This is a genomic window from Methanobrevibacter sp. YE315 (assembly GCF_001548675.1).
Classification (GTDB): Archaea; Methanobacteriota; Methanobacteria; order Methanobacteriales; family Methanobacteriaceae; genus Methanocatella.
On the sequence record NZ_CP010834.1, the window covers coordinates 464,719 to 490,000 of the forward strand.

General features: G+C 34.7%; 27 protein-coding genes and 2 tRNA genes (1 of these 29 cut by a window edge). 17 read left to right on the plus strand and 12 right to left on the minus strand.

Annotated elements, in window-relative coordinates; translation table 11 throughout:
• Positions 1 to 8: 8 nt before the first annotated feature.
• On the minus strand, positions 9 to 176 hold the full coding sequence (locus TL18_RS02025) for a 4Fe-4S binding protein (protein WP_067040594.1): 168 nt from the start codon (positions 174 to 176) through the stop codon (positions 9 to 11).
• Positions 177 to 350: 174 nt separating this feature from the next.
• On the opposite strand from TL18_RS02025, the gene TL18_RS02030 reads away from it, so the two are divergent.
• From TL18_RS02030 to TL18_RS02075, 10 genes are all read left to right on the plus strand, one after another.
• A tRNA-Leu gene (locus TL18_RS02030) sits at positions 351 to 433 on the plus strand.
• A gap of 39 nt (positions 434 to 472) precedes the next feature.
• A tRNA-Thr gene (locus TL18_RS02035) sits at positions 473 to 545 on the plus strand.
• 152 nt (positions 546 to 697) lie between these two features.
• On the plus strand, positions 698 to 1,576 hold the full coding sequence (locus TL18_RS02040; protein ID WP_067040596.1) for an EI24 domain-containing protein: 879 nt from the start codon (positions 698 to 700) through the stop codon (positions 1,574 to 1,576).
• An 8-nt stretch (positions 1,577 to 1,584) separates the two neighbouring features.
• Positions 1,585 to 2,472, plus strand: a complete 888-nt coding sequence (locus tag TL18_RS02045; RefSeq protein WP_067040607.1) for a phosphate uptake regulator PhoU — start codon at positions 1,585 to 1,587, stop codon at positions 2,470 to 2,472.
• A gap of 366 nt (positions 2,473 to 2,838) precedes the next feature.
• On the plus strand, positions 2,839 to 4,176 hold the full coding sequence (gene glnA / locus TL18_RS02050; RefSeq protein WP_067040619.1) for a type I glutamate--ammonia ligase: 1,338 nt from the start codon (positions 2,839 to 2,841) through the stop codon (positions 4,174 to 4,176).
• A gap of 371 nt (positions 4,177 to 4,547) precedes the next feature.
• Positions 4,548 to 5,465 (plus strand): glutamine amidotransferase, encoded by a 918-nt coding sequence (locus TL18_RS02055; RefSeq protein WP_067040622.1) that lies wholly within the window; start codon positions 4,548 to 4,550, stop codon positions 5,463 to 5,465.
• A 15-nt stretch (positions 5,466 to 5,480) separates the two neighbouring features.
• Positions 5,481 to 6,134 carry a tributyrin esterase gene (locus tag TL18_RS02060; protein WP_067040625.1) on the plus strand — a complete coding sequence of 218 codons (654 nt, stop codon included), beginning with the start codon at positions 5,481 to 5,483 and terminating at the stop codon, positions 6,132 to 6,134.
• Positions 6,135 to 6,145: 11 nt separating this feature from the next.
• Positions 6,146 to 7,219 (plus strand): Coenzyme F420 hydrogenase/dehydrogenase, beta subunit C-terminal domain, encoded by a 1,074-nt coding sequence (locus TL18_RS02065; protein ID WP_067040628.1) that lies wholly within the window; start codon positions 6,146 to 6,148, stop codon positions 7,217 to 7,219.
• Positions 7,220 to 8,707: a glutamate synthase-related protein gene (locus TL18_RS02070; RefSeq protein ID WP_067040635.1), complete on the plus strand. Its 1,488-nt coding sequence runs from the start codon at positions 7,220 to 7,222 to the stop codon at positions 8,705 to 8,707.
• 17 nt (positions 8,708 to 8,724) lie between these two features.
• Positions 8,725 to 11,364 (plus strand): PEP/pyruvate-binding domain-containing protein, encoded by a 2,640-nt coding sequence (locus tag TL18_RS02075; protein WP_067040638.1) that lies wholly within the window; start codon positions 8,725 to 8,727, stop codon positions 11,362 to 11,364.
• A 314-nt stretch (positions 11,365 to 11,678) separates the two neighbouring features.
• Here the strand turns inward: TL18_RS02075 and TL18_RS02080 are convergent, their stop codons facing one another.
• The 7 genes from TL18_RS02080 to TL18_RS02110 are packed head-to-tail and all read right to left on the minus strand — an operon-like array spanning position 11,679 to position 16,136.
• A complete protein-coding gene (locus tag TL18_RS02080; RefSeq protein WP_067040645.1) occupies positions 11,679 to 12,521 on the minus strand; it encodes a fumarate hydratase in 843 nt (280 codons plus the stop codon).
• Positions 12,522 to 12,571: 50 nt separating this feature from the next.
• The gene (locus TL18_RS02085) at positions 12,572 to 12,811 is read right to left on the minus strand and encodes a 4Fe-4S binding protein (RefSeq protein ID WP_067040648.1); all 240 of its coding nucleotides are present in this window, start codon (positions 12,809 to 12,811) and stop codon (positions 12,572 to 12,574) included.
• An 8-nt stretch (positions 12,812 to 12,819) separates the two neighbouring features.
• A complete protein-coding gene (locus TL18_RS02090; RefSeq protein ID WP_067040651.1) occupies positions 12,820 to 13,320 on the minus strand; it encodes a 4Fe-4S dicluster domain-containing protein in 501 nt (166 codons plus the stop codon).
• A 10-nt stretch (positions 13,321 to 13,330) separates the two neighbouring features.
• Positions 13,331 to 14,197 (minus strand): pyruvate synthase subunit PorB, encoded by an 867-nt coding sequence (gene porB, locus TL18_RS02095; protein WP_067040653.1) that lies wholly within the window; start codon positions 14,195 to 14,197, stop codon positions 13,331 to 13,333.
• 2 nt (positions 14,198 to 14,199) lie between these two features.
• A complete protein-coding gene (porA, locus tag TL18_RS02100) occupies positions 14,200 to 15,345 on the minus strand; it encodes a pyruvate synthase subunit PorA (protein ID WP_067040671.1) in 1,146 nt (381 codons plus the stop codon).
• Positions 15,346 to 15,358: 13 nt separating this feature from the next.
• Positions 15,359 to 15,601, minus strand: a complete 243-nt coding sequence (porD, locus tag TL18_RS02105; protein WP_067045340.1) for a pyruvate synthase subunit PorD — start codon at positions 15,599 to 15,601, stop codon at positions 15,359 to 15,361.
• 13 nt (positions 15,602 to 15,614) lie between these two features.
• Entirely contained in the window at positions 15,615 to 16,136 is a 522-nt protein-coding gene (locus tag TL18_RS02110) for a pyruvate ferredoxin oxidoreductase subunit gamma (RefSeq protein WP_067040674.1), read from the minus strand.
• A gap of 287 nt (positions 16,137 to 16,423) precedes the next feature.
• On the opposite strand from TL18_RS02110, the gene TL18_RS02115 reads away from it, so the two are divergent.
• Positions 16,424 to 18,028, plus strand: coding sequence for a dihydropteroate synthase-like protein (locus TL18_RS02115; protein ID WP_067040677.1), 1,605 nt, complete (start codon positions 16,424 to 16,426; stop codon positions 18,026 to 18,028).
• A gap of 13 nt (positions 18,029 to 18,041) precedes the next feature.
• Here the strand turns inward: TL18_RS02115 and TL18_RS02120 are convergent, their stop codons facing one another.
• Complete coding sequence (locus TL18_RS02120; protein ID WP_067040680.1) at positions 18,042 to 18,410, minus strand: hypothetical protein; 369 nt, start codon at positions 18,408 to 18,410, stop codon at positions 18,042 to 18,044.
• Positions 18,411 to 18,526: 116 nt separating this feature from the next.
• Here TL18_RS02120 and TL18_RS02125 point away from each other — a divergent pair, with 116 nt between their 5' ends.
• From TL18_RS02125 to TL18_RS02150, 6 genes are read left to right on the plus strand one after another with little or no spacing between them, the layout of a single operon-like run.
• Entirely contained in the window at positions 18,527 to 19,381 is an 855-nt protein-coding gene (locus tag TL18_RS02125; RefSeq protein WP_067040683.1) for a MoxR family ATPase, read from the plus strand.
• A gap of 1 nt (position 19,382) precedes the next feature.
• Entirely contained in the window at positions 19,383 to 20,540 is a 1,158-nt protein-coding gene (locus TL18_RS02130; protein ID WP_067040687.1) for a VWA domain-containing protein, read from the plus strand.
• 10 nt (positions 20,541 to 20,550) lie between these two features.
• Complete coding sequence (locus TL18_RS02135; RefSeq protein ID WP_067040690.1) at positions 20,551 to 21,468, plus strand: TIGR00269 family protein; 918 nt, start codon at positions 20,551 to 20,553, stop codon at positions 21,466 to 21,468.
• A gap of 4 nt (positions 21,469 to 21,472) precedes the next feature.
• Positions 21,473 to 21,676, plus strand: a complete 204-nt coding sequence (locus TL18_RS02140) for a MoaD/ThiS family protein (RefSeq protein WP_067040693.1) — start codon at positions 21,473 to 21,475, stop codon at positions 21,674 to 21,676.
• Positions 21,677 to 21,678: 2 nt separating this feature from the next.
• Entirely contained in the window at positions 21,679 to 22,539 is an 861-nt protein-coding gene (locus tag TL18_RS02145) for a DUF89 domain-containing protein (protein ID WP_067040696.1), read from the plus strand.
• 12 nt (positions 22,540 to 22,551) lie between these two features.
• Entirely contained in the window at positions 22,552 to 23,286 is a 735-nt protein-coding gene (locus tag TL18_RS02150) for an NAD(P)-dependent oxidoreductase (RefSeq protein ID WP_067040699.1), read from the plus strand.
• Here the strand turns inward: TL18_RS02150 and TL18_RS02155 are convergent.
• The 3 genes in view from TL18_RS02155 to TL18_RS02165 are tightly spaced (at most 36 nt apart) and all read right to left on the minus strand, a layout consistent with a single transcriptional unit that may run on beyond the window.
• On the minus strand, positions 23,276 to 24,553 hold the full coding sequence (locus TL18_RS02155; protein ID WP_156064511.1) for an adenylyltransferase/cytidyltransferase family protein: 1,278 nt from the start codon (positions 24,551 to 24,553) through the stop codon (positions 23,276 to 23,278). The two genes, TL18_RS02150 and TL18_RS02155, sit on opposite strands and share 11 nt — an antisense overlap.
• A gap of 23 nt (positions 24,554 to 24,576) precedes the next feature.
• A complete protein-coding gene (locus TL18_RS02160; protein ID WP_067040705.1) occupies positions 24,577 to 25,059 on the minus strand; it encodes a DUF308 domain-containing protein in 483 nt (160 codons plus the stop codon).
• A 36-nt stretch (positions 25,060 to 25,095) separates the two neighbouring features.
• A protein-coding gene (locus TL18_RS02165; RefSeq protein WP_067040708.1) for an archaeosine biosynthesis radical SAM protein RaSEA crosses the window boundary here: on the minus strand, positions 25,096 to 25,282 show its final stretch. The gene runs 896 nt beyond the window's last position; 187 of the gene's 1,083 nt are visible here — the last part of the coding sequence; its start codon lies off the right edge, out of view; the stop codon is at positions 25,096 to 25,098.

Consider the following 25,282-nt stretch of genomic DNA (forward strand, 5'->3'; position numbering starts at 1 on the left):
TTAAAAACCTAATCTTCATAAATTGCGCCTACAGGACAAACATCAACGCATTCACCACAGTTATCGCATTTGGTACTGTCAATAATAATGGTATAGGCCTTTCTTTGGATGGCTTCTTCCATACAAACATCAATACAATCTTCACAAACTCCGCATTCTTCCATATCAACTTTCAATTAATCCACCATCTGAATTTAATTTAAAAAATATATTATATGTAATATTTTTGATTATCTTAATATTTATATAGTTTGTTTATCAATATAAAATTGTAGTTTTTTATATTCGCCTAATAAATGTCAAATAAGAGTAACATTTAAATACTATTGAATCAAATATTACTATTGTATGCAAGGGTGCCCGAGCGGCCAAAGGGGAAGGACTTAAGATCCTTTGGCATAGGCCTTCGAGGGTTCGAATCCCTTCCCTTGCACTATTTTATGATTTTGAGTATTTTTTTATTCCTGATATTGCCTTAGTGGCTCAGGTGGTAGAGCGCCACCTTGGTAAGGTGGAAGTCGGGGGTTCGAATCCCCCCTAAGGCTTTCAGCTATTTTTCTATGGATTTAATATTCTTTTAATTTCATTTTTTGAAGAGGGAGTAAATTATTATAATCAATTACCTTAAAGTTTAAATTAGTAGAAAATAAATAATATTCATAATATTATTTTGAGTATGTGTTGAAAGGTGAAAATGATGAATTATAAAAAGATTGTATTAGTGGGTTTCATTTCAGCATTTGTTGCTATTTTAACTTCAGTGATGGGTGTTGCAGGAACAATCATAGGTTCAGTTATTTCATCTGTTCTGTATAATATGCTTTCGGAAGCATTAGAAAAACCTATGGAGAATGCCAGTTTTGACACAAATTTTGAATGGGATATTGCATACGTATTTCCTCTTGTAGTCATTGCTTTAATACAATTGCTTTTAATCTTTGCTTTGTTGGCCGAAGCAGGATTCTTACATTATGGCTTTGCCGAATTCTACTTTTCAATTCAAAATTTAGCCAATAATAATTTATATAAGATTTTAGGTGTTGCTTTATTGATTATGAGTGTTTATCCTTTAATCCTTAAGCCGGAACATGTAAAAAAAATTCATGGAATCATCATCGGATTTGTCGGTTTAGTATTTTTAGCACGTGGTTTTGTGGATATTGATAATAATATCACAAATCTTTATGATGGAGTCTTTTCACATTTTGATTTTCAGATTGCGGTTATTGCATTTATTCTGTTATTGATAGTTATTGTTAGAATCATACTTTCTGCAAAAAACTCAGAAAACGAATTCAAAACAATGAAAAAAGAGATTAATAATGATAAAATCAATAATAATGGTGCAAGAATGGTTTATTCTTCTAAATCTGAGGATGCTCGACCAACTCAACCAAAACAAAAAGCACGTAAAATCAAACAGCAACCAGTTAAACCAAGACGTGATGCTGAAAAAGAGCATAAGGTTAATTTCAAAAACCGTGTTGAAGATGAAAAAGCAAATTCAAGCATAAACAAATCTTCAGAAAAAATTCATTTTGAATCTAATGATCTGCTAGAGGAATATAAGAAATAGAAGATATCATGAGCAAAAAAGATAAGACATTAACGGAAATCCTGGATTTTATTTTATATGAAAACCCCTCCACCCAAGATGAAATTGCTGAAAAGCTTGGGATAACTCGCAGATATGTTACTCAATTACTTCAGCCTTTAATTAAAGACGGAACTGTTAAAAGGGCTTATGTAATTGATTTAAAACGTTATGAAGAAATTGCCGAGTCATTGGGTGATTATACCAGCTCAAAGGAAGCCACAGGTAATGTATTGTTAAATGACATGTTGTTGAACATGGCAAAGCATGTTCATTCACAGCTTGAAACCTCATTTGACGCTGTTTTGGAATTTGATGAGAAAAAAGCTAATAAAGCTTTGGAAATGGATTTTGCCACAAATAACATGGTTGAAAAGATTAGAACTTCTGTTGAAACTATTGTCAGTATTAATCAGCGTTCCGAATTTTCAAAATCAATGCTTTACACTGAAGTTGCATATGACTTAGAAAGAATTGGGGATTATTGCGGCCATATTGCCAAGTTCGTCATAAATGATATTTATGAAATAGATGAAAATGTCTTGAAAAAACTTAAGAATATGTATAAAACAGCTCAGAAGATGATAAACTTATCCATGAAAGCGTTCATTGAAGGAAAAACGGAATTAATGGAAGATTTAATGGAATTGGAAGATTCAATTCATATTCTCCAATCTAAAGCTATTAATTTGATTGCAACTCAAATGGCTGAGAATTCTTTTGATGAAAAAGAGCGTTCTAATTATTTTATTTATTTGTTTAGGGTTATTAAAGCATTTGAACGTATGGGAGACATTTCTGTTGAAATCATGGATGTGTCTATAGAGTTTCATGAAAATATTCCAAGGTCAACTACTCCTAGAACTTTCAGGTACTAGGCAAATAATTATTGCTTGACTGTTTCTTTAAATATTTTATTCAACTTTTTATTTTGTTGTTAAATTCTTTTTTTTATTTTATTTAAGTTAATTTTTCTAGATTTAAGTTTTAAATCTATTTAATGCTTGTTTTTATTGATATTGTTTAAAATTGGTGGCTAATCAAGAAAAATCATATTTATTTTTAGTTTGTTCTTTTTTGTCTAATTCAAAATATTTATATATTAATAATGATAAATTATCTAATCGGAAGGAAGGTTCCTTCCGACTAAGTATTCTATTAGAATTCATTTAGTCAAAATGGTTTTCCAATTTCCATGTTATTCAACAAAATGGAAATTATACTCAAAGAAATGATGTGAAAAAATGTCAGCAAAAGATAACAAATTAGACCAAATAATTAAAACAATAGAAGAACATGATATAAAATTCTTGAAATTAGAACTAGCAGATATACATGGATTACCAAAAAGTATGGCAGTACCACTAAAAAATGCCAATGATGTTGAAGACATAGTAAATGACGGATTATTATTTGACGGATCATCCATAGCAGGATTGGCTTCAATCAATGACAGTGATTTACTTGCAAAACCAGACATCGACACCTTCTCAACAATTCCATGGAGACCTGAAGTACAAGGTACTAGTAGATTTATATGTGATATTTTCACCACAGAAGGAAAACCATATGATGGAGACCCAAGAGGTGTGCTTAAAAAATCATTACAATTAGCAGAAAAAAGAGGATACCAATTCAATATGGGTCCTGAACCAGAATTCTTCATTATAACAAAAGATGAAAACGGAAATTACATACCTGCAGATGAAGCTGAATACTTTGATGTAGAACCACTAGACCAAGGTACCGATATCAGAAGAGAAATCGTATTAGGTTTAGAAAAATTAGATTTCAATGTAGAAGTAAGTCACCACGAAGTAGCAGCAGGACAACATGAAGTCGACTTTAAATATGCAGATGCTTTAAAAACTGCTGATGCTGTTATAACATTTAAAGAAGCTGTTAAAGCATTAGTTAATAAATTAGGATTTAAAGCAACATTCATGCCAAAACCATTCATAGGAATTAACGGTAGTGGTATGCATTGTAATCAAAGTCTATTTAAAAATGGGGAAAATATTTTCTATGACCCAGATGCTGAAAATCAAATATCACAAGAAGCTTTATACTTCATTGGAGGATTATTGAAACATGCGCCAGCTTTATCAGCAATATTATCACCAACCGTCAACTCTTACAAACGTTTAGTGCCAGGTTACGAAGCACCATGTTACATAGCTTACGGTTTCAAAAACAGATCAACTCTGTTAAGGATTCCTGCATCTCGTGGATTAGGTACAAGAATCGAATGCAGATCAGCAGACCCATCATGTAACCCATACCTAGCATTCGCAGTATTGCTTGAAGCAGGTTTAGATGGTATGGACAATAAAATTGACCCTGGCGAACCAACTGAAGAAAACTTATTCGCACTTTCTGAAGACGAACTTGCCCAAAGAGGAGTTAATAATTTACCAACAAGTTTATGGGAAGCATATCACTCATTAGAAGAGGATGACGTAGTCAAAAATGCTCTTGGTGAGAAAGTATTCAATCAGTTCTATAACATCAAAAGAGCTGAATGGGATGCTTACAGAGTGCAAGTGTTCGATTATGAAAGAGATGAATACTTAAACGTGTAGATTATTTTCATTTATTTGAGTATTATTGGTGGTCACTTTAAAACTCATTTTTTAAATTGGCTGCCAATTAAATTAAGATTTTTTCGGGAGGTTGAAAAAATAAGCAAAGCGTTGGATAATGTAAACTAAATTTATTGTTTTTAAAATTTTAAAATTATTATTTTAAGGCATATGGTAATTTTATAGTATTAGTTATTAGGCATATTGTAAATTTGAAATCAATTTTAGGATTATTATTTTAAGGCATATGGTAATTTTATAGGCATATGATGAATCAAAAGGTGCCGAATTTAAAATAAGATCAACAATTAATTGATTGGAATTTGTTTTAAATTAACTTAGTATACGTTTATTTTATTTGGAGGCATAAAATGTGTGGAATAGCAGGTGTAATATACAAAGATAAAAAGGCTCATCCTGTAGGCGAAGCATTAACATCAATGTTGGAATCTTTACAACATAGGGGTCCGGATTCAGCAGGTTATGCAATCTATGGGAGTTTAAATTTTCCTGAAAATTATTATCAATTAAATATTGAAGTCAAAAGAAGAAGAGGAGCTTTAGACAATTTAAAATCATTATTAAATCAGATAAGTCCAATATTCGAAGAGGAATTAATCGAGTCTGTAGGGGACTCAGATGTATATAAATGCAAAATAGTATTGGATGATTTTTCTCTTTTACAGCCATATATAAGAGAAATAGACGAACTTGCAAATGTGAGGGTTATCAACGGTTCACATTCATTTGAAATGATAAAGGACACTGGAAAAGTAAAAGACATTGCAGAACGATTCGATGTTCAAAGTAGGATGGGAACACACGGAATAGGACATACCCGTTTTGCAACAGAAAGTGGTGTAGACCGCTACCATGCACACCCATATCAAAGTTACATCATACCGGATATAACTGTAGTGCACAATGGACAAATCACCAATTACTGGAAAATAAGAGACCCATTAGAAAGAAAAGGACATACTTTTGAATCATTTAATGATACAGAATGTATTGTTCATTATATGGCCGATAAACTTAACCAAGGCTATAAATTGGAAGAAGCTTTAGACCAAGCTGTAATCGATTTGGACGGCCCATTTTCAATATTGGTCGGAACACCTAATGGGATTGGTATTGCAAAGGACAAACTTGGTCTAAGGCCTGGTGTAATGGTGGAAACCGATGAAATTTTTGCGATAGCTTCAGAAGAAATGGCATTGCATAATGTAATAGATTCCGATCAAATAGAGCAAATAGCTCCGGGCGAAACAAGAGCTTATACCATCTGATAAGGGGGTTTATCCATGAAAGAATATGTCATTGACGCAAAAGATATGGAGGAGAAAGAATTAAACCGCACCATAAAAGAACAAGCGAAATCTCATGATAAACTCATAATTAACAATCCCGACTCTAAACACAATATCTGTGCTGGTTTAAGTGAGGATGTTGATATAGAAATCAATGGTTCTGCAGGTTATTTTGTTGGAACAATGGTTAACGGACCAAAAATTCACATCAACGGAAATGCAGGCTGGTTTGCTGGAGATAATATGACAAAAGGAGAACTTATTATTGAAGGTACAGCAGGTGATGGTGCAGGACAAGGAATCTATGGTGGAACAGTACTGGTGAAAGGGAATACGGGTTCCAGAACTGGAGAAATCATGAAAGGCGGAACCGTAATAATTGGTGGAAACAGCGGTTTCATGACCGGATTGCTCATGATGGGTGGCAGACTCATAATACTCGGTGATGTAACCGACGATGTTGGCGAATCAATTATGAGGGGAAGCATATATGTTCTTGGAGATGTTAAAAGCTTAGGAAAGAATGCGGTTATGGAAAAAACCACACTTGAAGATCAAAATGAGTTAAAAGAAATTTTAACAGAATATGGTTTTGAACTAACTGATGCAGATTATGCAAACTTTAAAAAAATCGTTAATATACAATAGGAGCTAAAAAAATGAGCGAACATAGGATAGCAATGGTTGGAACACCATGTGAAATTATGGCTGCATCAAAACTACAACATTATACAGATAGCCCTATTGATGTTAAACTGGGCTTATTTTGTATGGAGAATTTTTCATATAAATACTTTGTAAATCTCTTAAAAGAGTATGATTTGAAAATGGACGATATTGAAAAATTCCAGATAGATAAAGGGTATGTATTTTTATTGTTGAAAAACAAAGAAACAGTGAAAATACCTCTATCAGTAGCCAAAAGGATAATTAGAAAAAACTGTAACATATGTGTTGAATTAACATCAGAAACATCCGATATCTCAATCGGTTCTATAGGATCAGATGATGGTTGGTCAACATTAATAATCAGAACAGAAAAAGGTGAACAAATAGTTAATGGAGCAATAGAGCAAAAATTCATTGAAGCTAAAGATCTTACCGATTCACAATTCAAATTACTAAATAAAATTGCAGAAAGCAAAATAAGTAAAAATCTGGATGAAATAGAAAAAAGAGAATTTCTGGCTAGACCAGTTCTATACCAAAGGGACAAATCAGATGATTCAATCATCGAAGACCTTTCAGACTCTAAATTCTCAGATTTAAAATCAAATGTTATTGATGTTGGAGCATGCGTACTCTGTGGAGCTTGCGAATATGTGTGCCCGGATAATCTAATAACCATTGATGATACAAAACCGATAATGAAAGGAGAATGTCCTCAAGATTGCCATGCATGCTTTGCAGTCTGTCCAAGAACATTCATACCTGAAGATTTGAGAAACGACAATTCAAAAGCAATTGGTGATTTTATAAAAGTATTGTCAGTTAAATCAATAAAACATAGCCAAGGTCAAGACGGTTCCATCGTTACCACATTACTGGACTACTTATTAACAAATGACATTGTAACTGATGCAATAATTGTTGATAAAAAAGATGAACTGGCTTGGAAACCTTATGCAAAGATGACAAGTGACATTGATGAGGTCGTTAAATCTGGAGGAACAAAATATTCTGTTTGTCCAGTATTCAAACCTTTGAAAGATATTAAAGAGGGGGCAGAATAAATGTCATTCACTGTTGAAAGAAAGATAGAAATATGTAGACAGAACAATGATAGGCCTGGCTGCTGCTGGTATTTATGTGACAATCCAAACAAATCAGCATGTAAAAACTGTTATAGCTGTTATTCAAATTGCCCTCACAATGTATATGAGGTAATCAATGACGAACCATTGCCAATACGTCAGGAAAATTGTGTAGGATGCAAAATCTGTGAAGAAATGTGTCCGACACATGCGATATATGTAAGGCCTCTCGTCGATGAAGGAAGAGGAGTCTGGTCAAATTCAACAATGGTTGAGATTAAACGTAAAAGCCAAACAGGATCATATAAAGTGCGTGGTTGTGGATTGACTAGAAAAATCCCAACATTCGATGATTTAAGCATATTGCCTGCACAAGTGTCAAGACCTCCAATAGATTCATACAGGGAACCATGTAAAACCTCAGTAGTTCTTGGGGACAGATTTGCTGAAAATCCAATTGAAATAGATACTCCAATCATGATTGGGGCAATGTCTTTTGGTGCATTAAGTAAAGAAGCAAAAATAGCATTAGCTATTGGAAGCAGCAAAGTAGGCTCAATAACCAATACAGGTGAAGGAGGAATGCTTCCTGAAGAAAGGCATCATGCCGATAAACTAATTGCCCAGTATGCTTCAGGCCGTTTTGGAGTCTCAGCCAGCTATCTGAATAATGCAGAAGCTGTTGAGATAAAAATAGGCCAAGGTGCAAAATCAGGTATGGGTGGACATTTACTTGCCCATAAGGTGACTGCAGAAGTAGCTAAAGTTAGAAATATTCCTGAAGGAACTTCAGCATTAAGCCCAGCAAGACATATGGATATTGTCGGACCTGAGGATTTGGGTATGAAAATCAATCAATTAAGAGAAATCACTGATTGGAAAATACCGATTATCGTGAAATTTGCATCCGGTAGAGTGGAGCAGGATGTAAAAATTGCAGCAAAAGCCGGTGCAGACATAATTGTAGTTGATGGTATGCAGGGAGGAACCGGTGCAGGACCTGAAGTGGTTACAGAACATGCCGGTATTCCTACAATAGAAGCAATAGTTAAAGCTGATGATGCTCTTAAAGACATTAATTTAAGAAGTGAAGTTAGTCTTGTAGCTGCTGGAGGAATAAGGTCCGGTGCTGATGTTGCAAAAGCAATAGCTTTAGGTGCTGATGCAGTATATATCGCTACATCCGCATTGATTTCCATAGGATGTAAAGTCTGCCAATCCTGTTCTGAAGGCATTTGTCCGAAAGGAATTGCAACACAGCAAAGAGCGCTTAGAAGAAGATTGGATCCTATAAGAAAAGGTCAACAAGTTGCAAATTATATTGAAGCAATGACTCAAGAGGTAACATCATTAACTCAACAAGCAGGAAATACCGATATAGAAAATCTTGAACGTGAAGATTTAGTTGCATTAACAATGGAAGCTTCACAGTTAACTGGAGTGCCAATGGTGAGCAAACAACATTAATATTAGGAGAAATTAATATGACAGCATTTGATAGAATCAAATCAGGAATTCCCGGGCTCGATAAAGCTTTAGACAATATTCGTTTAGGGGATAATGTAGTTTGGAACGTTACAAATTTAAATGAATTTTCATACTTTGTCAACCCTTATGTAAAACAAGCAAAAAAAGATAATAGGAACTTAATTTACATCCGGTTTGCTAATCATCCTCCGTTAATAGAAATGGCTGAAGAAGATTTCAGGTTGCTTGAAATTGAACAAAACAATCCTGACACCGAGTTTTGCATGATAGAACGCGATGGGATTAAGATATATCAGGTAAATCCATACAATCAATTTGAAACATTCACTTTGGAAGTTCGAAGAATCATCGAAAAAGAGGGATATGATGCATTCTATGTTTTTGACTGCTTAAGTGACCTTCAGGCGGTTTGGTCAACAGATTTGATGATGGGCAATTTCTTTAAGGTTACCTGCCCATATCTATTTGAACTGGACACAGTAGCATATTTCCCGATTATTCGTGGAAGACATTCATATGATGCTATAGCCAAGATTCGTGAAACAACACAGCTATTCCTGAATGTATATTCAAACTCTCCTGAAGAGGTTTATGTTGCCCCATTAAAGGTATGGAACAGATATTCTCAAACCATGTTTTTAGGACATAAGTTTAACCCTCAAACAGGTTTTGTTAAAGTCTTGCAGGATGGCCAGGAAGTAAGCAAATATTATAAGACAATCAATTCCGATAAGTATCAGGACGGGCGAACTTTGGACAGCTGGGAAAGATATATGCTTCAAGTTAGAAGAGAATATTCCGAAGGCAAAAACATCGACGAAGAGTGCGATAAAATCTGTGAGCTGATGATGACCAAAGATGAAAAGATGCTTTCTAAACTTAAGGAATACTTCACCTTTGAAGATTATCTCACAATTTATGATCGCCGTGTAGGCAGCGGATTGGTAGGTGGTAAAACATGCGGAATGCTTCTGGCAAGAAAAATAATTGAAAAGGACCGTCCGGACATATATAAGAATTTTGAACCTGATGATTCATTCTACATCGGTTCCGATTTATTCTACACATACATTGTTTCAAACGACTTATGGAATCTGAGGGTTAAGCAAAGAACACCGGAAGGCTATTACAAATATGGTAAAGAGCTGGAGGAAGGCCTTAAAAATGGTAAATTTTCAGATGAAATCAAAAAGGCATTCATTCATATTTTAGACTATTTCGGACAGAACCCGATTATTGTCAGGTCAAGTAGTTTCCTTGAAGACGGTTATGGTAATGCGTTTGCAGGAAAATATGAATCAGTATTTTGTGTAAATAGAGGGAGCCTTGAAGAACGTTTAGCAGCTTTTGAAAATGCAGTAAAAATTGTATATTCAAGTACTATGAACATTTCTGCTTTGGAATATAGGAAAATAAACGATTTGGATGATACAGATGAACAGATGGCTCTTTTAGTTCAAAGAGTTTCCGGTTCATATTACGGGGACTATTTCTTCCCGACTGCTGCAGGTGTAGGATTTTCATACAGTCCATATTCACCGCTTCCTGATATGGACAATAGCAAAGGTATGCTAAGGCTTGTAATGGGTCTTGGTACAAAAGCTGTCGACAGGACAAAAAAGGATTATCCTAGAATAATCAATCTTGACAAACCTGAAGTGACCATAACAAAGACTATAAAGGAAAAGCACAGATATTCACAACATTATTTGGATGTTATTGATTTTAAGAATCTCAGTATACATGACATTCCTATCGATGAAGGTCTGGATGTAATTCCAAGATATGCAAAAAGAGTTTTAGTTGAACATGACCGTGAAGCAGAAAGAATGTTCCGCGACCGTGGTCAACGTCGTGAAATAGTCTTTGTCAATTGTGAAGGGCTTGTAAAGAATCAGGAATTTATTGATGAGATGAAAGAGATTTTAAGCACACTGGAAGCCGCTTATGATTATCCGGTTGATATAGAATATACGGTTAATGTTGGTGAGGACAAATCATTCAATATAAACTTATTGCAATGCCGCCCTCTTCAAGTTTCAATAAACAATGAAGCTATCGAAATGCCTGAAGATAAGAATGTCTTCTTCCATATCAAAGAATCTTCTATGGGCATGTCACGAATGAATAAGATAGACACAATTTGTTATGTTGATCCACATAAGTACTATGAATATCCATATGCTCAAAAAAGTTCAATACCTCGGGTAATCAGTGATGTCAACACTTATTGCAAAAATAATGATAAAACTGCCATTTTAATAGTCCCTGGAAGAATCGGTACGTCTTCTCCTGAGTTGGGTATTCCAGTAGTGTTTGCTGATATTAGCCATTTTTCTGCGATTCTGGAGGAAGCATATAGTGAAGTTGGTTATATGCCTGAATTATCTTTCGGAAGCCATATGTTCCAGGATTTAGTTGAAGCGGAAATATACTATGGTGCATTATTTGAAAATGAGAAAAAAATCGAATTCAACAAGGATATGATTTTTGATTATCAGAATGTCCTGAAGGATATAAATCCTAATTTGAGTGAGGAAATTTATGATATGATACAGGTCATAGACTTTGATGAAGATAAGGCGGAATTCTATCATGATATGAACAAAGATGAAACATTGTGCATTTTCAAGTAATCGATTTGAAACAAATTTTAATGGAAAATATTCCATTAGTTTTGGGCAGGCGGGTGGGACATATGCCTTTTTTATTTGTATTAATTTTTTTGCACAAAAAAGATTTTTCAAATAAAAGTAAACGTATGACAAAACCAATGTGATTAATGACCCTATTTGAGCCTATTTTTACAATAGGGTTGTTCTTCACATATTTTTTTTTAAATATATTTTTATCTAGAATTCATGCATTTTTTTCAAAAAGGACTCCTGTGTAAATAAAAAAGGAGTCATGTCAAAATTATGTTTGACATGCTTTTTACAGTTGATTTTAATTAATTATCATAGATTTTTGTTGTAGCATGCCTATCTGCCCAGCATTGTATGCAAACTCCAATAGGCAAACCTGCGGTATGGGTGTGTGCCTTTAAGATTTTCACATCCAAAGTGGTTGTTTTCCCACCAAGACCCATAGGACCTATTCCTGACTTGTTAATTTCAGTTAGGATTTCCTCTTCAAGTTTGGCTATTGTTGGGTCGGGATTTCTTTCACCAACTTTGCCGAGCAAAGCTTTTTTACCGAGTTTTAAACATAAATCGGATGTTCCGCCGATACCGACACCCACTACTGTTGGAGGGCATGGTTTTCCTTTCGCTTTAAGGACTGATTCTACAACAAATTCTTTTATGCCTTCAATTCCTTCGGCAGGAAGGGCCATTTTTAGTGCGTTATTGTTTTCAGAGCCGAATCCTTTAGGCAATATTGTAATTTCCAAATAATCTTCGTCAATCAATTCTATATCAATTGGGGGAATGTAGTCTCCGACATTGATGTTTGTGTTTTCACGTGTTATCGGATCAACAATATTTGGCCTAATTGGAATCTCCTTTGTAGCCTTTTTGATTCCTTCTTCGATACCTTCACGCAAATTTTCAACTTCAACATTACCTAATTTGACAAAAACAACAGGCAGACCTGTATCTTGGCACATCGGAATTTGTTTTTCTTCTGCAAGTTCAATATTCTTTAAGATAGCTTCAATATTTAGTCTTGCTAGTTCATGTTCTTCAATTTTAAGAGCATCTTCAAGTGATTTTTTAACATCATCTCCTAAAACGATGACAGCTTGTTTGTAAAGTTCATAAACAGTATCTTTAATAACATCTTTAGTAATCAAAATAAAACCCTATATCAGTTAATTAATCTTATTTTTTGATTTTAAAATATTTAAATTTTAATTACATTTATAGGGCAAACTTCAACACAATCTCCGCATTTGGTGCATTTTTCACCGTTGATGGTTATGGCTCCGCCTAAAACTTCGATTGCATTTTCACTGCAGGCCAGTAGACATGGCGCTTCTGATGGTTGGCAATGCATACAAAATAAAATAGGAGTGTCAACATTTGGTGTTTGTTGACAACTTCCACAGGTTGTACATTCTGTACAGTTTCCTGATTTATACATAATTTTTATTATTCATCTAAAACAAGTCTTGCTCTTGCTTGACTTGTTAAGACATGGACAATTCCGCCTTTTCCGCTGTCTGGTTCATATAGTCCAGCCATTTTTGCAAGATATTTCTCTTGATTTTTAGCTCTGACTTTTTCCGGATCAGCGATAGTAATAGCCCTTTTGGTACATGCTTTTATACATGCAGGTCCTTCTTCTCTATCAGCACAGAGGTCACATTTTTCAGCAACTTTGGATTGGAAAGTCATTGCACCAAATGGACAAACCATTACACATAATCCGCAGCCGATACATTTTTGAGTATTGACACCCTCATCGGTGATTGCATCAGTTGGACAGATTTTTATACATGGTGCACTTTCACAATGTTGACATACAATGGAATAAAAGGAAGAATCATGTTCTATTATTTTAATTCTACTAGCATTATGGACTGATGCACACATGTTTTCACAATTAAGACATCCGTCACATAGGTTGCTATTTACAACAATACTTTCCATTGTTTTCCTCCTATAATCCTAATTCTTTACACTCTGCGTCAACATATTTTTGTATTTTGTCAATGTGCTCTTCATCTAAGTGTTTGAATCTTTTTTGCACGGATAAGTATTCTTTTACAGGTTTTCTTTCTTCAGGCCTGTAAGTAATTTCGAAGTTTCCGTGGTCGATTTCATATAAAATCCAAGATCCAGTTTCAACTGCTAATCTTCCCATTTCAATTGTTTTTTCAGATGGGAATCCCCAACCAGTAGTACATGGTTGTTGTAAGTGTATGTAAGCGGCTCCTTTGGTTTCAGCTGCTTTTTTTACTTTTTTAACATAATCTTCAGGATATGCGATAGATGCAGTAGCTACATAAGGAATACCATGTGCTGCCATAATCATTGGCATGTTTTTCTTAGGTTTGTCTTCTCCGAAACTTGCAGTTCCTTTTGGTGAAGTTGTAGTACTTGCACCGTATGGGGTTGCTCCACTTCTTTGAATACCGGTATTCATATATGCTTCGTTGTCGTAACAGATGTAAAGCATATTGTGGCCTCTTTCCATAGCTCCGGATAGGGATTGTAGACCGATATCTACAGTTCCTCCGTCACCACCGAAAGCAACTACGTTAACATCATCTTTTCCTTGAATTCTTAATGCACTTTCTACACCAGATGCTACAGCTCCTGAGTTTTCGAATGCAACATGTATGAATGGAACTTCCCATGAAGTTTCTGGGTATGGGGTGGTCATAACTTCAAGACAACCAGTAGCAGAAATAGCTACAGTGTTTTCGCCTAATGCATTAAGAGCTAATTTTACAGCAATTGATGCTCCACAACCAGCACAGCCTCTGTGTCCTGGTGCTAATAAATCTTTATCAGGTATATCCATATCTATTCCTCCTTAAGTCCAATCCATGTGACATCTTGTTCAGGCACTTTGGTTTTTTCATAAGCTTCTAAGATATAATCAGGTGTGATATCTCTTCCACCTAAACCTGCAATAAATCCATAAATTTCTTTATCAATTTTAACTTTCATATCAGCATAAAGTGCTCCACCAATTCCGAATGAGAAGTTTTTATCGATAACAGCTATTTTTTCACAATCTTTAACTGCTTCGTTGATTGCTTCAGTTGGGAATGGTCTGTATGCTCTAATTTTAAGTAAACCTACTTTTTCGCCTTTTTCTCTTAATTGGTCTACAATTACTCTAATAGTACTGCAAAGAGAACCCATTGCAACGAAAATTATGTCTGCATCTTCGGTTTTATATGGTTCAACGAGACCGTATTCTCTTCCGAAGATTTCTGCAAATTCCTCACAAGTTTTTTGGATTACTTCTATGGAATTATCCATTGCAACGTCCATGTCATGCCTTGCTTCAGTATAATACTGTGGGTCTGCAAAGTTTCCTATTGACATAGGGTCTTTCGGATCAAGATATGCATGTTCTGGAACATATGGAGGTAAGAATTTATCTACACTTTCTTGATCAGGTATTTCTACAGGTTCTACTGTATGTGTCAAAATAAATCCATCTAAACATACCATTGATGGGAGCAATACATTAGGGTTTTCTGAAATTTTATAAGCCATTAAAGTGGTATCCAATGCTTCTTGAGCATTTTCAACATAAATTTGTAACCATCCTGCATCCCTTTGTGCAATGGAATCTTGTTGATCGTTCCAAATGTTTAATGGTGCAGAAATTGCTCTGTTTGCATCTGCCAATACTATAGGTACTCTCATACCAGCCGCTGCATATAAAATTTCATGCATTAACATTAATCCTTGTGAAGATGTTGCTGTAAATACTCTTACTCCAGCACCACTAGCTCCAACAGCAGCACTTATTGCACTGTGTTCAGATTCTACTTTAACATATTTAGCATCAATTTTTTCATCTGCGACATATTGTGCTAAGTATTCAGAAATTGTAGTTTGTGGAGTAATTGGATAAACAGGAATAACTTGTGGCTTAGCTAATCTTACAGCTTCTGCAACTGCTTTATTTGCGGTCATTACTTCTCTTATCATTAAATCACTCTCTCTATTCTTTTACCATTTCGATTGCATCGGAAGGACATTCGTTTGCACAAATTCCGCATCCTTTACAGTAATCGTAATCAATATCATGTTGTTTGTTTATACTGGAATCAGGACAGAAGATAATACAATTATCACAATCAATACATTTTTCTTTGTCTAAAATTGGTTTAAATGTTCTCCAGCTTCCAGTTTTATTGTTTCTACTGTTACCCGGTGTTTTAATTACACATCCTATACTTACCATCATCTCACCCTTTTTATCCCATATCATAAGCTTTTTTAGTAGCTTCTACATTTAGCTCTCCAACTTTTCCAGGGAATGTTTCCTTGATTACTTCAAGTAATGAGTCAATAGTTACAACTTGGGTCTTCTTAGCAAAATATCCTAAAATAATAGTGTTTACAATGTTGCGTCCTAACATGTCTAATGCGATTCCAGTTGCATCAATGCTGTGGACTTCATGCTCTCCACTACCTTCAAAACTTTCAGTATTTATAATAACTTCAGTTTTGTCTTTAATTCCTGAAAAAACATCCACTACATTTAGTAGTCCGTCGTCTAAAACTAATACGTAGTCTGGATTGTAGATTTGATATCTCAAATCGATTTTCTCATCGTCAATTCTTGTAAAAGCCATAACTGGAGCTCCTCTACGTTCAACTCCAAAGAATGGAAAAGCTTGGGAATATTTGCCGTCTTTAAATGCTGCCTTAGCCAAGATTTCAGCAGCAGTTACGGCTCCTTGTCCGCCTCTTCCATGAAAACGAATTTCAATCATTAAATTTTCCTCCATATATTTATCATGTATAATCATTATAAATTACAAAATATATAAATTTTATGTTGGATTTTTGTTTTTGGATAATTATGTTTAAATTATTTTGTTTAAATTATTTATTTTTTGTAAATAATTTTATAAAGCTTTTTAATTTTCTATTTAATTATCTATACAATTTTAATAAGTTTTCTCAAAATAGCTATTTTTAAGAAATTTTCGTTTTTTAAGAGAATATATAATAGCTATAATAATTAATATAATATTGATGATTTGGTAGAGAGGTTATTATGAAAGTTCTAATTATCACAGGCGATTTGGCATATCCTTTAATAAAAGAAGTAGTTTCGGATTCAAATGAAGATATTATCGTTCATGTTGCAGACAATACTCAAGTGGCAGCATTTTTGACTCCGAGACAGATTATCAAAGAAATAAAAACTAATTTTGCCGATCAATTGGATGATATTGACATGATTCTGGTTCCGGGACTAATAAAAAAAGGAACAAGGGAAATCACAAAGGAACTTGGAGTCCCAACTTTCAAAGGGTCAACTGATGGTGCGGACTTGGCAATGGTTTTGAACCTGGTCAATAACATTCAGCTATCTGAAGATAAGCCTGCTGATAAATTGATAGAAGAGGAAAAAAGAAAAGAGGCTTTTAAGTTCATAGAAGAATTTGAAAATGATGAGGAAAATATTAAAATGCTTCTGGAAAAGCCAAACAACATCATGATTAGAAACCTTCCGGTAGGTGAAGATTTCCCTATGAGGGTATTATCCGAGATTGCTAATGCTCCTTTTTTATCTAAAGAAGCCTTAATTAACAAATGCCAATATTTCGTTGATTCTGGTGCAGACATGATTGACATAGGTATGGCTGCAGGTGAAGATTTTTCAGATAAGATTCCCGAATTGATAGAAACATTGCGCCCAATTGTTGGTGATCGGCCATTGAGTATAGATACATTAAATTCTGATGAGATAAGGGTTGCCGCTGAATGCGGAATCGATTTTGTCTTAAGTCTGGATTTGGGTAACCAAAGTGAAGTGGTCGATATTCTAAAAGAAAAGAATATCCCTGCAGTGCTGCTTCCAACAAACTTTTCTCAAGGCATTTCTCCAAAATCCCCGATGGAACGGGTGGAGTCAATGCATCAATTAATTAAGGATACTGAAGGTTTAAAATATGTGGCGGATCTGATTCTTGATCCCGTTAACAGTTCAAGCATTGTGGAATCCATCATTGCATGCCATGAATTCCATAAGACAAACCCCGCACCAATGTTTTTCGGTGTTGGCAATGTCACTGAATTAATAGATGCCGATTCCGGAGGTGTTAATGTACTTCTAGCAGGAATAGGTATGGAATTGGGTGTAAGCATATTGTTCACTCCTGAAGAAAGTGGAAAAACAAGAGGAAGCGTTTATGAATTGTCAACCGCTTCCAAAATGATGTTCCTTGCAAAACATAGAAAATCCATTCCAAAAGATTTGGGAATTAATCTGGTTGCATTTAAAGACAAGCATAAAAGAAACGATATAATTTTAAATGAACTGGACGGTGTTCCTGAAACAACACGTAAAGAACCTTTGAAATTTATCCGCGATAAGGCAGGCAGTTTTAAAATAAGTGTTGATTATGGAACCACTGTGGAAAACAGCAGGATTACAGCAACTCATTTCAGAAAAAATAAACCTGATTTGGTAATTGTAGGCCATTCCGCCAAGGAAATTTATGAAGAAATAATTATAAAAAAATTAGTTACCAGAATGGAACATGCCGCTTATCTGGGTTCTGAACTTCAGAAAGCGGAAATTGCCATGATTACTGGTAAAGATTATGTTCAGGATTTTGATTTGTTCAAAAATCCTGATGAATTTAAAAAATAATTAATTTTATTGTTTATTCTGAATTTGTAGGCTCTCCTCCACCGTCGTCACTACCGCCGCCATCATCGGGTTCTGGTGTAGGGTCTACATTGCCACCATCATCATCTTGGCTAGGAGTATATCCTCCTGAATCATAGTCATAGTAATCATATGAGTAGGAACTGCCGGAACTACCTGAGGAACCGTCATTAATTACTTCGTCTATGTCATATGTTGTCAGGTTAGCAGTAGTATTGTTTGTGATATTTGTTGAAGTTTTATTAAGCACTGGGTCTTTTTGAGTGTTAAAGGACATTCCAGTACCTGTCACAATAAAGGCCACTGCAGTTAATAATAAAATTACAATGATTAATGCAACTATAATTTTATCTTCAGTTTCCATAATTTACCTCCATACTTAATAATATTATTATCATTACATATATTAGTTACATAAAGTTTAAATAAATTTAGATTAAATCTTATTTTAATAATAAAAATTTTGTGAAGGTTTAGAAATTGCAAGTTGAAAATATTAGTATTAAAGATATTGATAAAAGTCTTTTGGATTCACATTATGTTTCAAATAATGAGATTTCAACCACTGTTTATCTGTCATTTTTCCTTGGAAAGCCAATGCTTATAGAAGGGCCACCGGGTGTTGGGAAAACAGAACTTGCGAAAGCTATTGCAAATACTTTCGAAAGGGACTTTTTCAGGATTCAATGTTATGAAGGAATTACTTTTGAACAGATTGTAGGGGAATGGAACTATCAAAAGCAGTTGCTGCATTTAGAAGCAGCCAGAAACGAATCAAATAGTGAAGAAAAAATTTTCGATGAAGAATTTTTCATAAGAAGGTCATTGCTCAATGCATTTTTGAACGAAAGTGATTCAGTATTGCTCATTGACGAAATTGATAAGGCTGATGAGGAAGTTGAAAGTTTCCTGCTACAGGCATTAGGCGAACAGGAGATTACAATTAATGATTTGGGAACATTCCAACTGCAAAATAATTTAACCGTTATCTTAACATCCAATTCACAAAGATCCTTACTCGATGAGACAAAGGACAGATGTCTGTTTTTATATATTCCATATCCGACTGTTGAAAGGGAAATTGAAATTGTCAAGTCCAAAATACCTGAAGCGGATGATGATACCGTTTCTGCAGTTGTCAAATTGGTTCATGAAATACGAAATCTTAATTTAATGAAGAAGCCGTCTGTCAGAGGAACTGTTGACTGGGTCCGCTCAGTTACTAAGTTGGGAACAAGAAACCTCGATGATTCCTTGGAAAGAAGTATGGGCGTTGCCATCAAAACCGAAAGCGATAAAAAAAGAGTAAAAAAAGATATTTTCGACAAACGATAAGATGATTAATAAAATTGCTACTTTATCAGCTCAATTAAGGGAAAAAGGAATGCCCGTAAGTGTTAGAAGCACCCAGGCAGCTGTAAAGATATATATGGATTTGGGCGAAGAGGATAGGAATCTCTTAAAGACAGCCATGATGGCAGTGTATGTTAAGGACAAATATGACATTCCCAAATTCAACAAAGTTTTTGATAAGATATTTGCAACCAAAGAACCTGAAAAGAAATTGTCCAATGATTTTGATAGAAGTAAGGCATATAGGGGCACAGGACCTAAATCAAACAAGTACATTATTAAAAAACAAGGAAGCATGGCCCAAAAAGTCAGAGAAGAGAAAATCACTAATGAAAAATTGAAAATGCTTTCAGGCCAGCCCCTTTTGGATGAAGTGAAAAAACTTGAACGTGATGGCGAATTGATGAACAAGGACCTGACTAAACTTAACAGATTCGATCCAAGGATGCTTGAAATCTGTCAGAGGCTGGGTAAAAGAATTGCAAATAAACGTTCAAGAAGAAAAGTCCAGACCCATTCACACAAAATCGATATCCGAAGGACCATAAGGGCCAATTTAAAGTATGGTGGAGTTCCTTTTGAGCTTGTTAAATCAAAACCTAGGCCTCATAAGAACGAACATTTATTCTTGAATGACATAAGCGGATCATGTGAATGGATTAGCAGCTGGTTTTTCATGTTAATGTTTTCAGCGCAAACCGCATTTAAGAAATCAAGAATGTTTGAATTCGATAATAAGGTAATCGAAACAACTGATGCTTTAAAAGAGGAGTATCTAATCGATTCGTTCATAAAGGTTAAGGATTTGCGTATAAAAAATATGATGGTTCATGGAACCTCAGACATGTATTCGGCATTTAAGAGCTTTCAGGAAAGAGCGAATATCAGCAATAAATCTTATGTAATTATTTTATCAGACTGCCGGGACTGGGCAGGTCCTAAGGTTCATGGCATTCCTGCAAGTGTGGATCTCGTTGAGGAAATGGTAAGGGATTCCAAAAAGGTTATAATTTTAAATCCTGAAGATAGAAAGAAATGGGATATTGTGGACAGTTGTGTTTCCTTGTATCAGGATGCGGGAGCCCAGGTGTTTGAAGTAAACACATTAAATCAGTTAGCACAATTTGTAGAACAGATGTAGGTAGTATAATATGCAATGTAGTAAATGTGGTAATCCTAAAGTTATTATTAAAAAAGAGCAATCCGGCCAGCTGTTATGCAAGGATTGTTTTATTGAATCAATTGAAAAAAAAGTTATCAAAACCGTCAGAAAAGAAAAATTATTGGATAAAGGCGATAAAGTTCTAGTGGCTCTTTCCGGCGGAAAGGATAGTGTAACAACACTTGAAATATTAAATAGTTTCAGAAAACTGAATATCATAGATATCTGTGCGGTAACTGTTGATGAGGGAATTGCAAACTATCGTCAGGGAGGAGTGGATATAGCTATCCGCCATGCTGAAAGGCTAGGCATAGAACATAAGGTTGTCTCTCTTAAGGATGAATACGGAATCACCTTGGATGAAATAATGCAGAGAGATAACCATAAGGGATCATGTACTTATTGCGGTGTATTCAGAAGGACAATCATCAATAAAGCCGCTCGTGAAATGGGCGCAACCAAAATCGCTACCGGACACAATTTGGATGATGAAGTTCAGGCTATCATGATGAATTATCTGGAAGGCAACACAGACAATTTAACAAAATTAGGTGCAAAAACAGAATCCAAAGCAGAAGAATTCACAGTAAAAATAAAGCCGCTACGTGAAATTCCAGAACGTGAAATCGGATTATATGTTGTTGCAAAGGAATTGGAAGTCCACTTTGACAGCTGCCCTTATGCCATGCAATCATTTAGGGGTGAAGTTTCACAGGTGATAAATCAACTTTCCGAAAAACATCCTACAATCAAATATTCAACCCTCAGGGGATACGATAAAATTAAGGCAATTTTAAAAGAGGAACTTAAGAAGGATTATTCACATGGCAGGTGTGTTCGATGCGGTGAACCTTCAGCCAATGAGTTATGCAAAGCATGTTCATTTCTAGAAGAGTTAGGATTGTGATAAAATGTCATTTTTATTGAAATATAAGAATTTGGAAGAAAAAAGGGAAATTCCAAGAAAAGATTATACTATTAAAGATTTGCTTGAAGAAATGGGATTGTCTGCCCAAACGATGGTCTCAAAACAGAATGGGGAACTTGTCATTGAGGATACTGTGATTGAAGAGGATGATGAGATTCAATTAGTTCAAATTATTTATGGTGGTTAATTTTGAAGGTTAGTTATGAGTGTGGGCCTTGCTTTTTAAGACAAGCCAGGGAAGCTTTAGATTTATCAACTGATGATGAGGACCTTAAGATGGAAATAATGGGAGATATTTTTAAATATCTTGCCGATAATTTTTCTAAAGGAACCAACTCCAATAAAACCGGTTCAACCATGCATAAGATGATTAAGCAAAAAACCGGTTGTGATGATCCTTATTTTAAAGAAAAGATTGAAGGCAATGAAATCGCTTTAAAATATTTGCCAGATGTAAAAAAGATATTAAAAGAGGATGACAGTCTGGAAAACTATGTAAAGATTGCCATCATTGGCAATATCCTGGATTTTGGAGCATTCACCTTGGATGATGATATTGAAAGCGTTATTAAAGGCTCTCTAAAAAAGGATTTGGCTGTCAAGGACATAGGGGAATTTGAAAATTCACTTAAAAAATATGATAAGGTATTATATTTGGTTGACAATACTGGTGAAATAGTTTTCGACAAGTTGCTTTTGGCTAAAATCAAAGAATATGGACTGGACATTACAATTGCAGTAAAATCACAGCCAATTTTAAATGACGCATGCATGAAGGAAGCATTGGATGCGGGGCTTGATGAGTTTGGTGAAATTGTTGAAATAGGTGCCGGAACCGTAGGATATGTTGACAGTGAAATCTCAGATGAATTTAGACAGATTTTCAATAATCACAGGTTCATAATCTCAAAAGGCATGGGAAACTATGAAGGACTGACTGAAATAGACTTGTCAGAAAAAGACATTTACTTTTTATTATGTGCAAAATGCAATACAATCTCACGGGATATAGGCGTAAATTTGCATGACATGCTTCTATTTAAAAAATAATTAAGTGATAATATGATTATTGGCTTTATAGGATTTGGGAAAGTTTCGCAAAATATTCTAAATTTGCTAAAATCAGACGATATAAGGTTTATAACTTCACTCGAAAACAGGTCAGCCAAAACTATAGAACGGATTAAAGAATCAGATATTGAAATTTTAGACACATTTAAGGATGTGGCTGTTCACTCCGATATTCTAATTTCTGCAAATTCTCCAAGCAGCGCTTTGGACATTGCAAAAAAATATGGAAAATATTCCAAAGGAATCTATTTGGATTTGAATAATATTTCACCAAAGACCACTTTGGAAATAGATAGGTATGTGGCCAATTTGGTGGATGGGGCTATCATCGGAAAGATTGACTTTCCAAAACCAGTTTTGTACATCTCAGGAGAGATGTCCGATAGACTGCTCTTTTTAAATGATTACATGATTACTAAAAAAATCAGCGATAATGTAGGCGATGCGGCCATTTTAAAATTGCTTAGAAGTTGCTATACAAAAACCGTATCGGCAGTTCTGATTGAATCAAGTGAAATAGCAAAGTCACATGATTTGGAAGATGAATTCTTTGAAATCCTATCTTTGACTGAAGGGGACGAATTCAAGGAAAAATCAATTTCAAGAATCAACAACACATTAAACAATTCCAAAAGAAAATCAGAAGAATTAAACGAAATAATCGATTATTTCGATGAAAATGAATTGGTAATGGTAAAAGCGGCTTTAAAAAAGCTTAACCAATAACCACATTAACTTTAAATCCTTTTTTAGCTTTTTTTATACTTCCGTTAACAGGAATGAAATGGGAATCCATAATATACCTTAAATAAGTAACTTCCACAGCAGGAAGTCTTAAATTTGTTTTAATCTTTTTGCCTTCGCTTTTAAACTGGACGGAGATTTTCCCGTTTTTATCAACATACAGGTCGGTATTTATCCCCTCTTTTGTGATTTTGGTTTCAAATTTTGTCAAATTCAAGCCGGCTTCAAGGCTTAGTGGCGCGTTCACTTCAATGTTTTGGATTCTGAATTTTTCGTTAGCCTCTCGTGCACTTATACCCTTTTCACCTTCGCTTGCAACATACCATGCCCTGTCAATTACCTTTTGAACCTTTTGATTGTCGGGGATTACTCCCTGGGCCTCATAGCTTTTCATCAAGTCCATTACTTCTTTTTTTGTAACTTCCATTTCAATTGCACTGATGGCAAGTCTTGTCATTACAGGACCGTAATCCGCTCTTCTAAATGCAGCCCATATTGATTCGGGGTCCCGGTATACTCTTCTTTTGATTATTTCATTAATGGTATTTCCATTAAGATAAGCTATTTTTTCAAGATTTCCCCTGGAATATGTGTTCATTCTTTTGTAGATGTCCTTCCAGTTCCTATCTCCGGGAACGTTTCCATCATCGATTTCCCTTTGAAGAATTTCGACTGTTGTTTTTGGAAGCAGTTTTTCAATATCCTTTGTTATTGTCAAGTCGTTTTCCAAAATGGACTGTCTTATCAATCTTCCGGAATATTTTTCCTTGTCGAATTCTTTGACAACATGATAATCTAGTTTGGATCCTAGAAATTCGTTAATGGCATACCATCGGATTTCATTTCTGTTGGTATAGCTTTTCGGCATTCCAACAAAATTGCCTTCGTCAATAAATTTCTGTGCTTTTGATTTGATTTCATCCAGTGAGATGCTTGCAGAGGTAATATAATCTGTCACACCATCGTCAATCATTTGCTTCAGTCTGATTGGCACACTGTATGATAGAATTAACCTGTGATGTAGCCCCTCAAATGATCTGACCTCATCAGCACCTAGGGCCAATGCCATTTCACGACGAGCTTCAAAATCAACAAAAAAAGGTGCATGATTTGCACTGAAACCTTTATTAAGATAGACAACCACTTTTTTGTTTTCTTCTTCAGCTAATTTTTTAGCTTCATTTATTAATTTTTCATGACCTTTGTGAACCGGGTCAAAATCTGCACTAATTCCAATCAAATTAAACACCAAAAAAAGAAATGGGATAGTTTTTACCTATCCATTAGTTTCAAAATACCATTTATTACTAACCATATTCCTATTAATGTACCAAGAATAATAGGGTTTGCAATGTAAGTTCCAATTATTATATACAATAAACCAAGTATGATTCCGGCAATTCCAATATAAAATCCATATCTGGAATTACGATTATTAATCAATGAAGCAACAGAAACAATAATTAACATAATTCCTGCAAGATATAATGAGATTTCAGTTAAGAATCCGAGAAATGCCGGATGGAATATTAAACAGATACTTAATAATAACAGCACAATACCTAAGAACAAATCCAGTATTGCTCCCCTAGTATTGTAATCTATTATGCTTACTCCAATAACAAGTAAATAAATGGATATTAATAATATTGATAAACCAATTAAGGAACTAACTCCAATAACTCCCATTACTGGAAATGCGATAATTATTAATCCAAGAAGTATAGCCAGTAAACTAACAAATTTGGTTTTCATATTTTCCTCCTACTATTAATTATTATTTTAAGCTATTTAATATAGTGGGATATGTTTAATCTCAACTGTTGAGTTATTCATATCTGAATTATTTACTTCAGCTAACCATTCATTTTTACATTCGCAATCGTATTCGATTTTGCTTTGGGTTAAATTATTAGCTATTATCATATGTTTCAGGTCTTTATTACATTTTTTACAGTTATAAGGGCCGCGTCTTGAA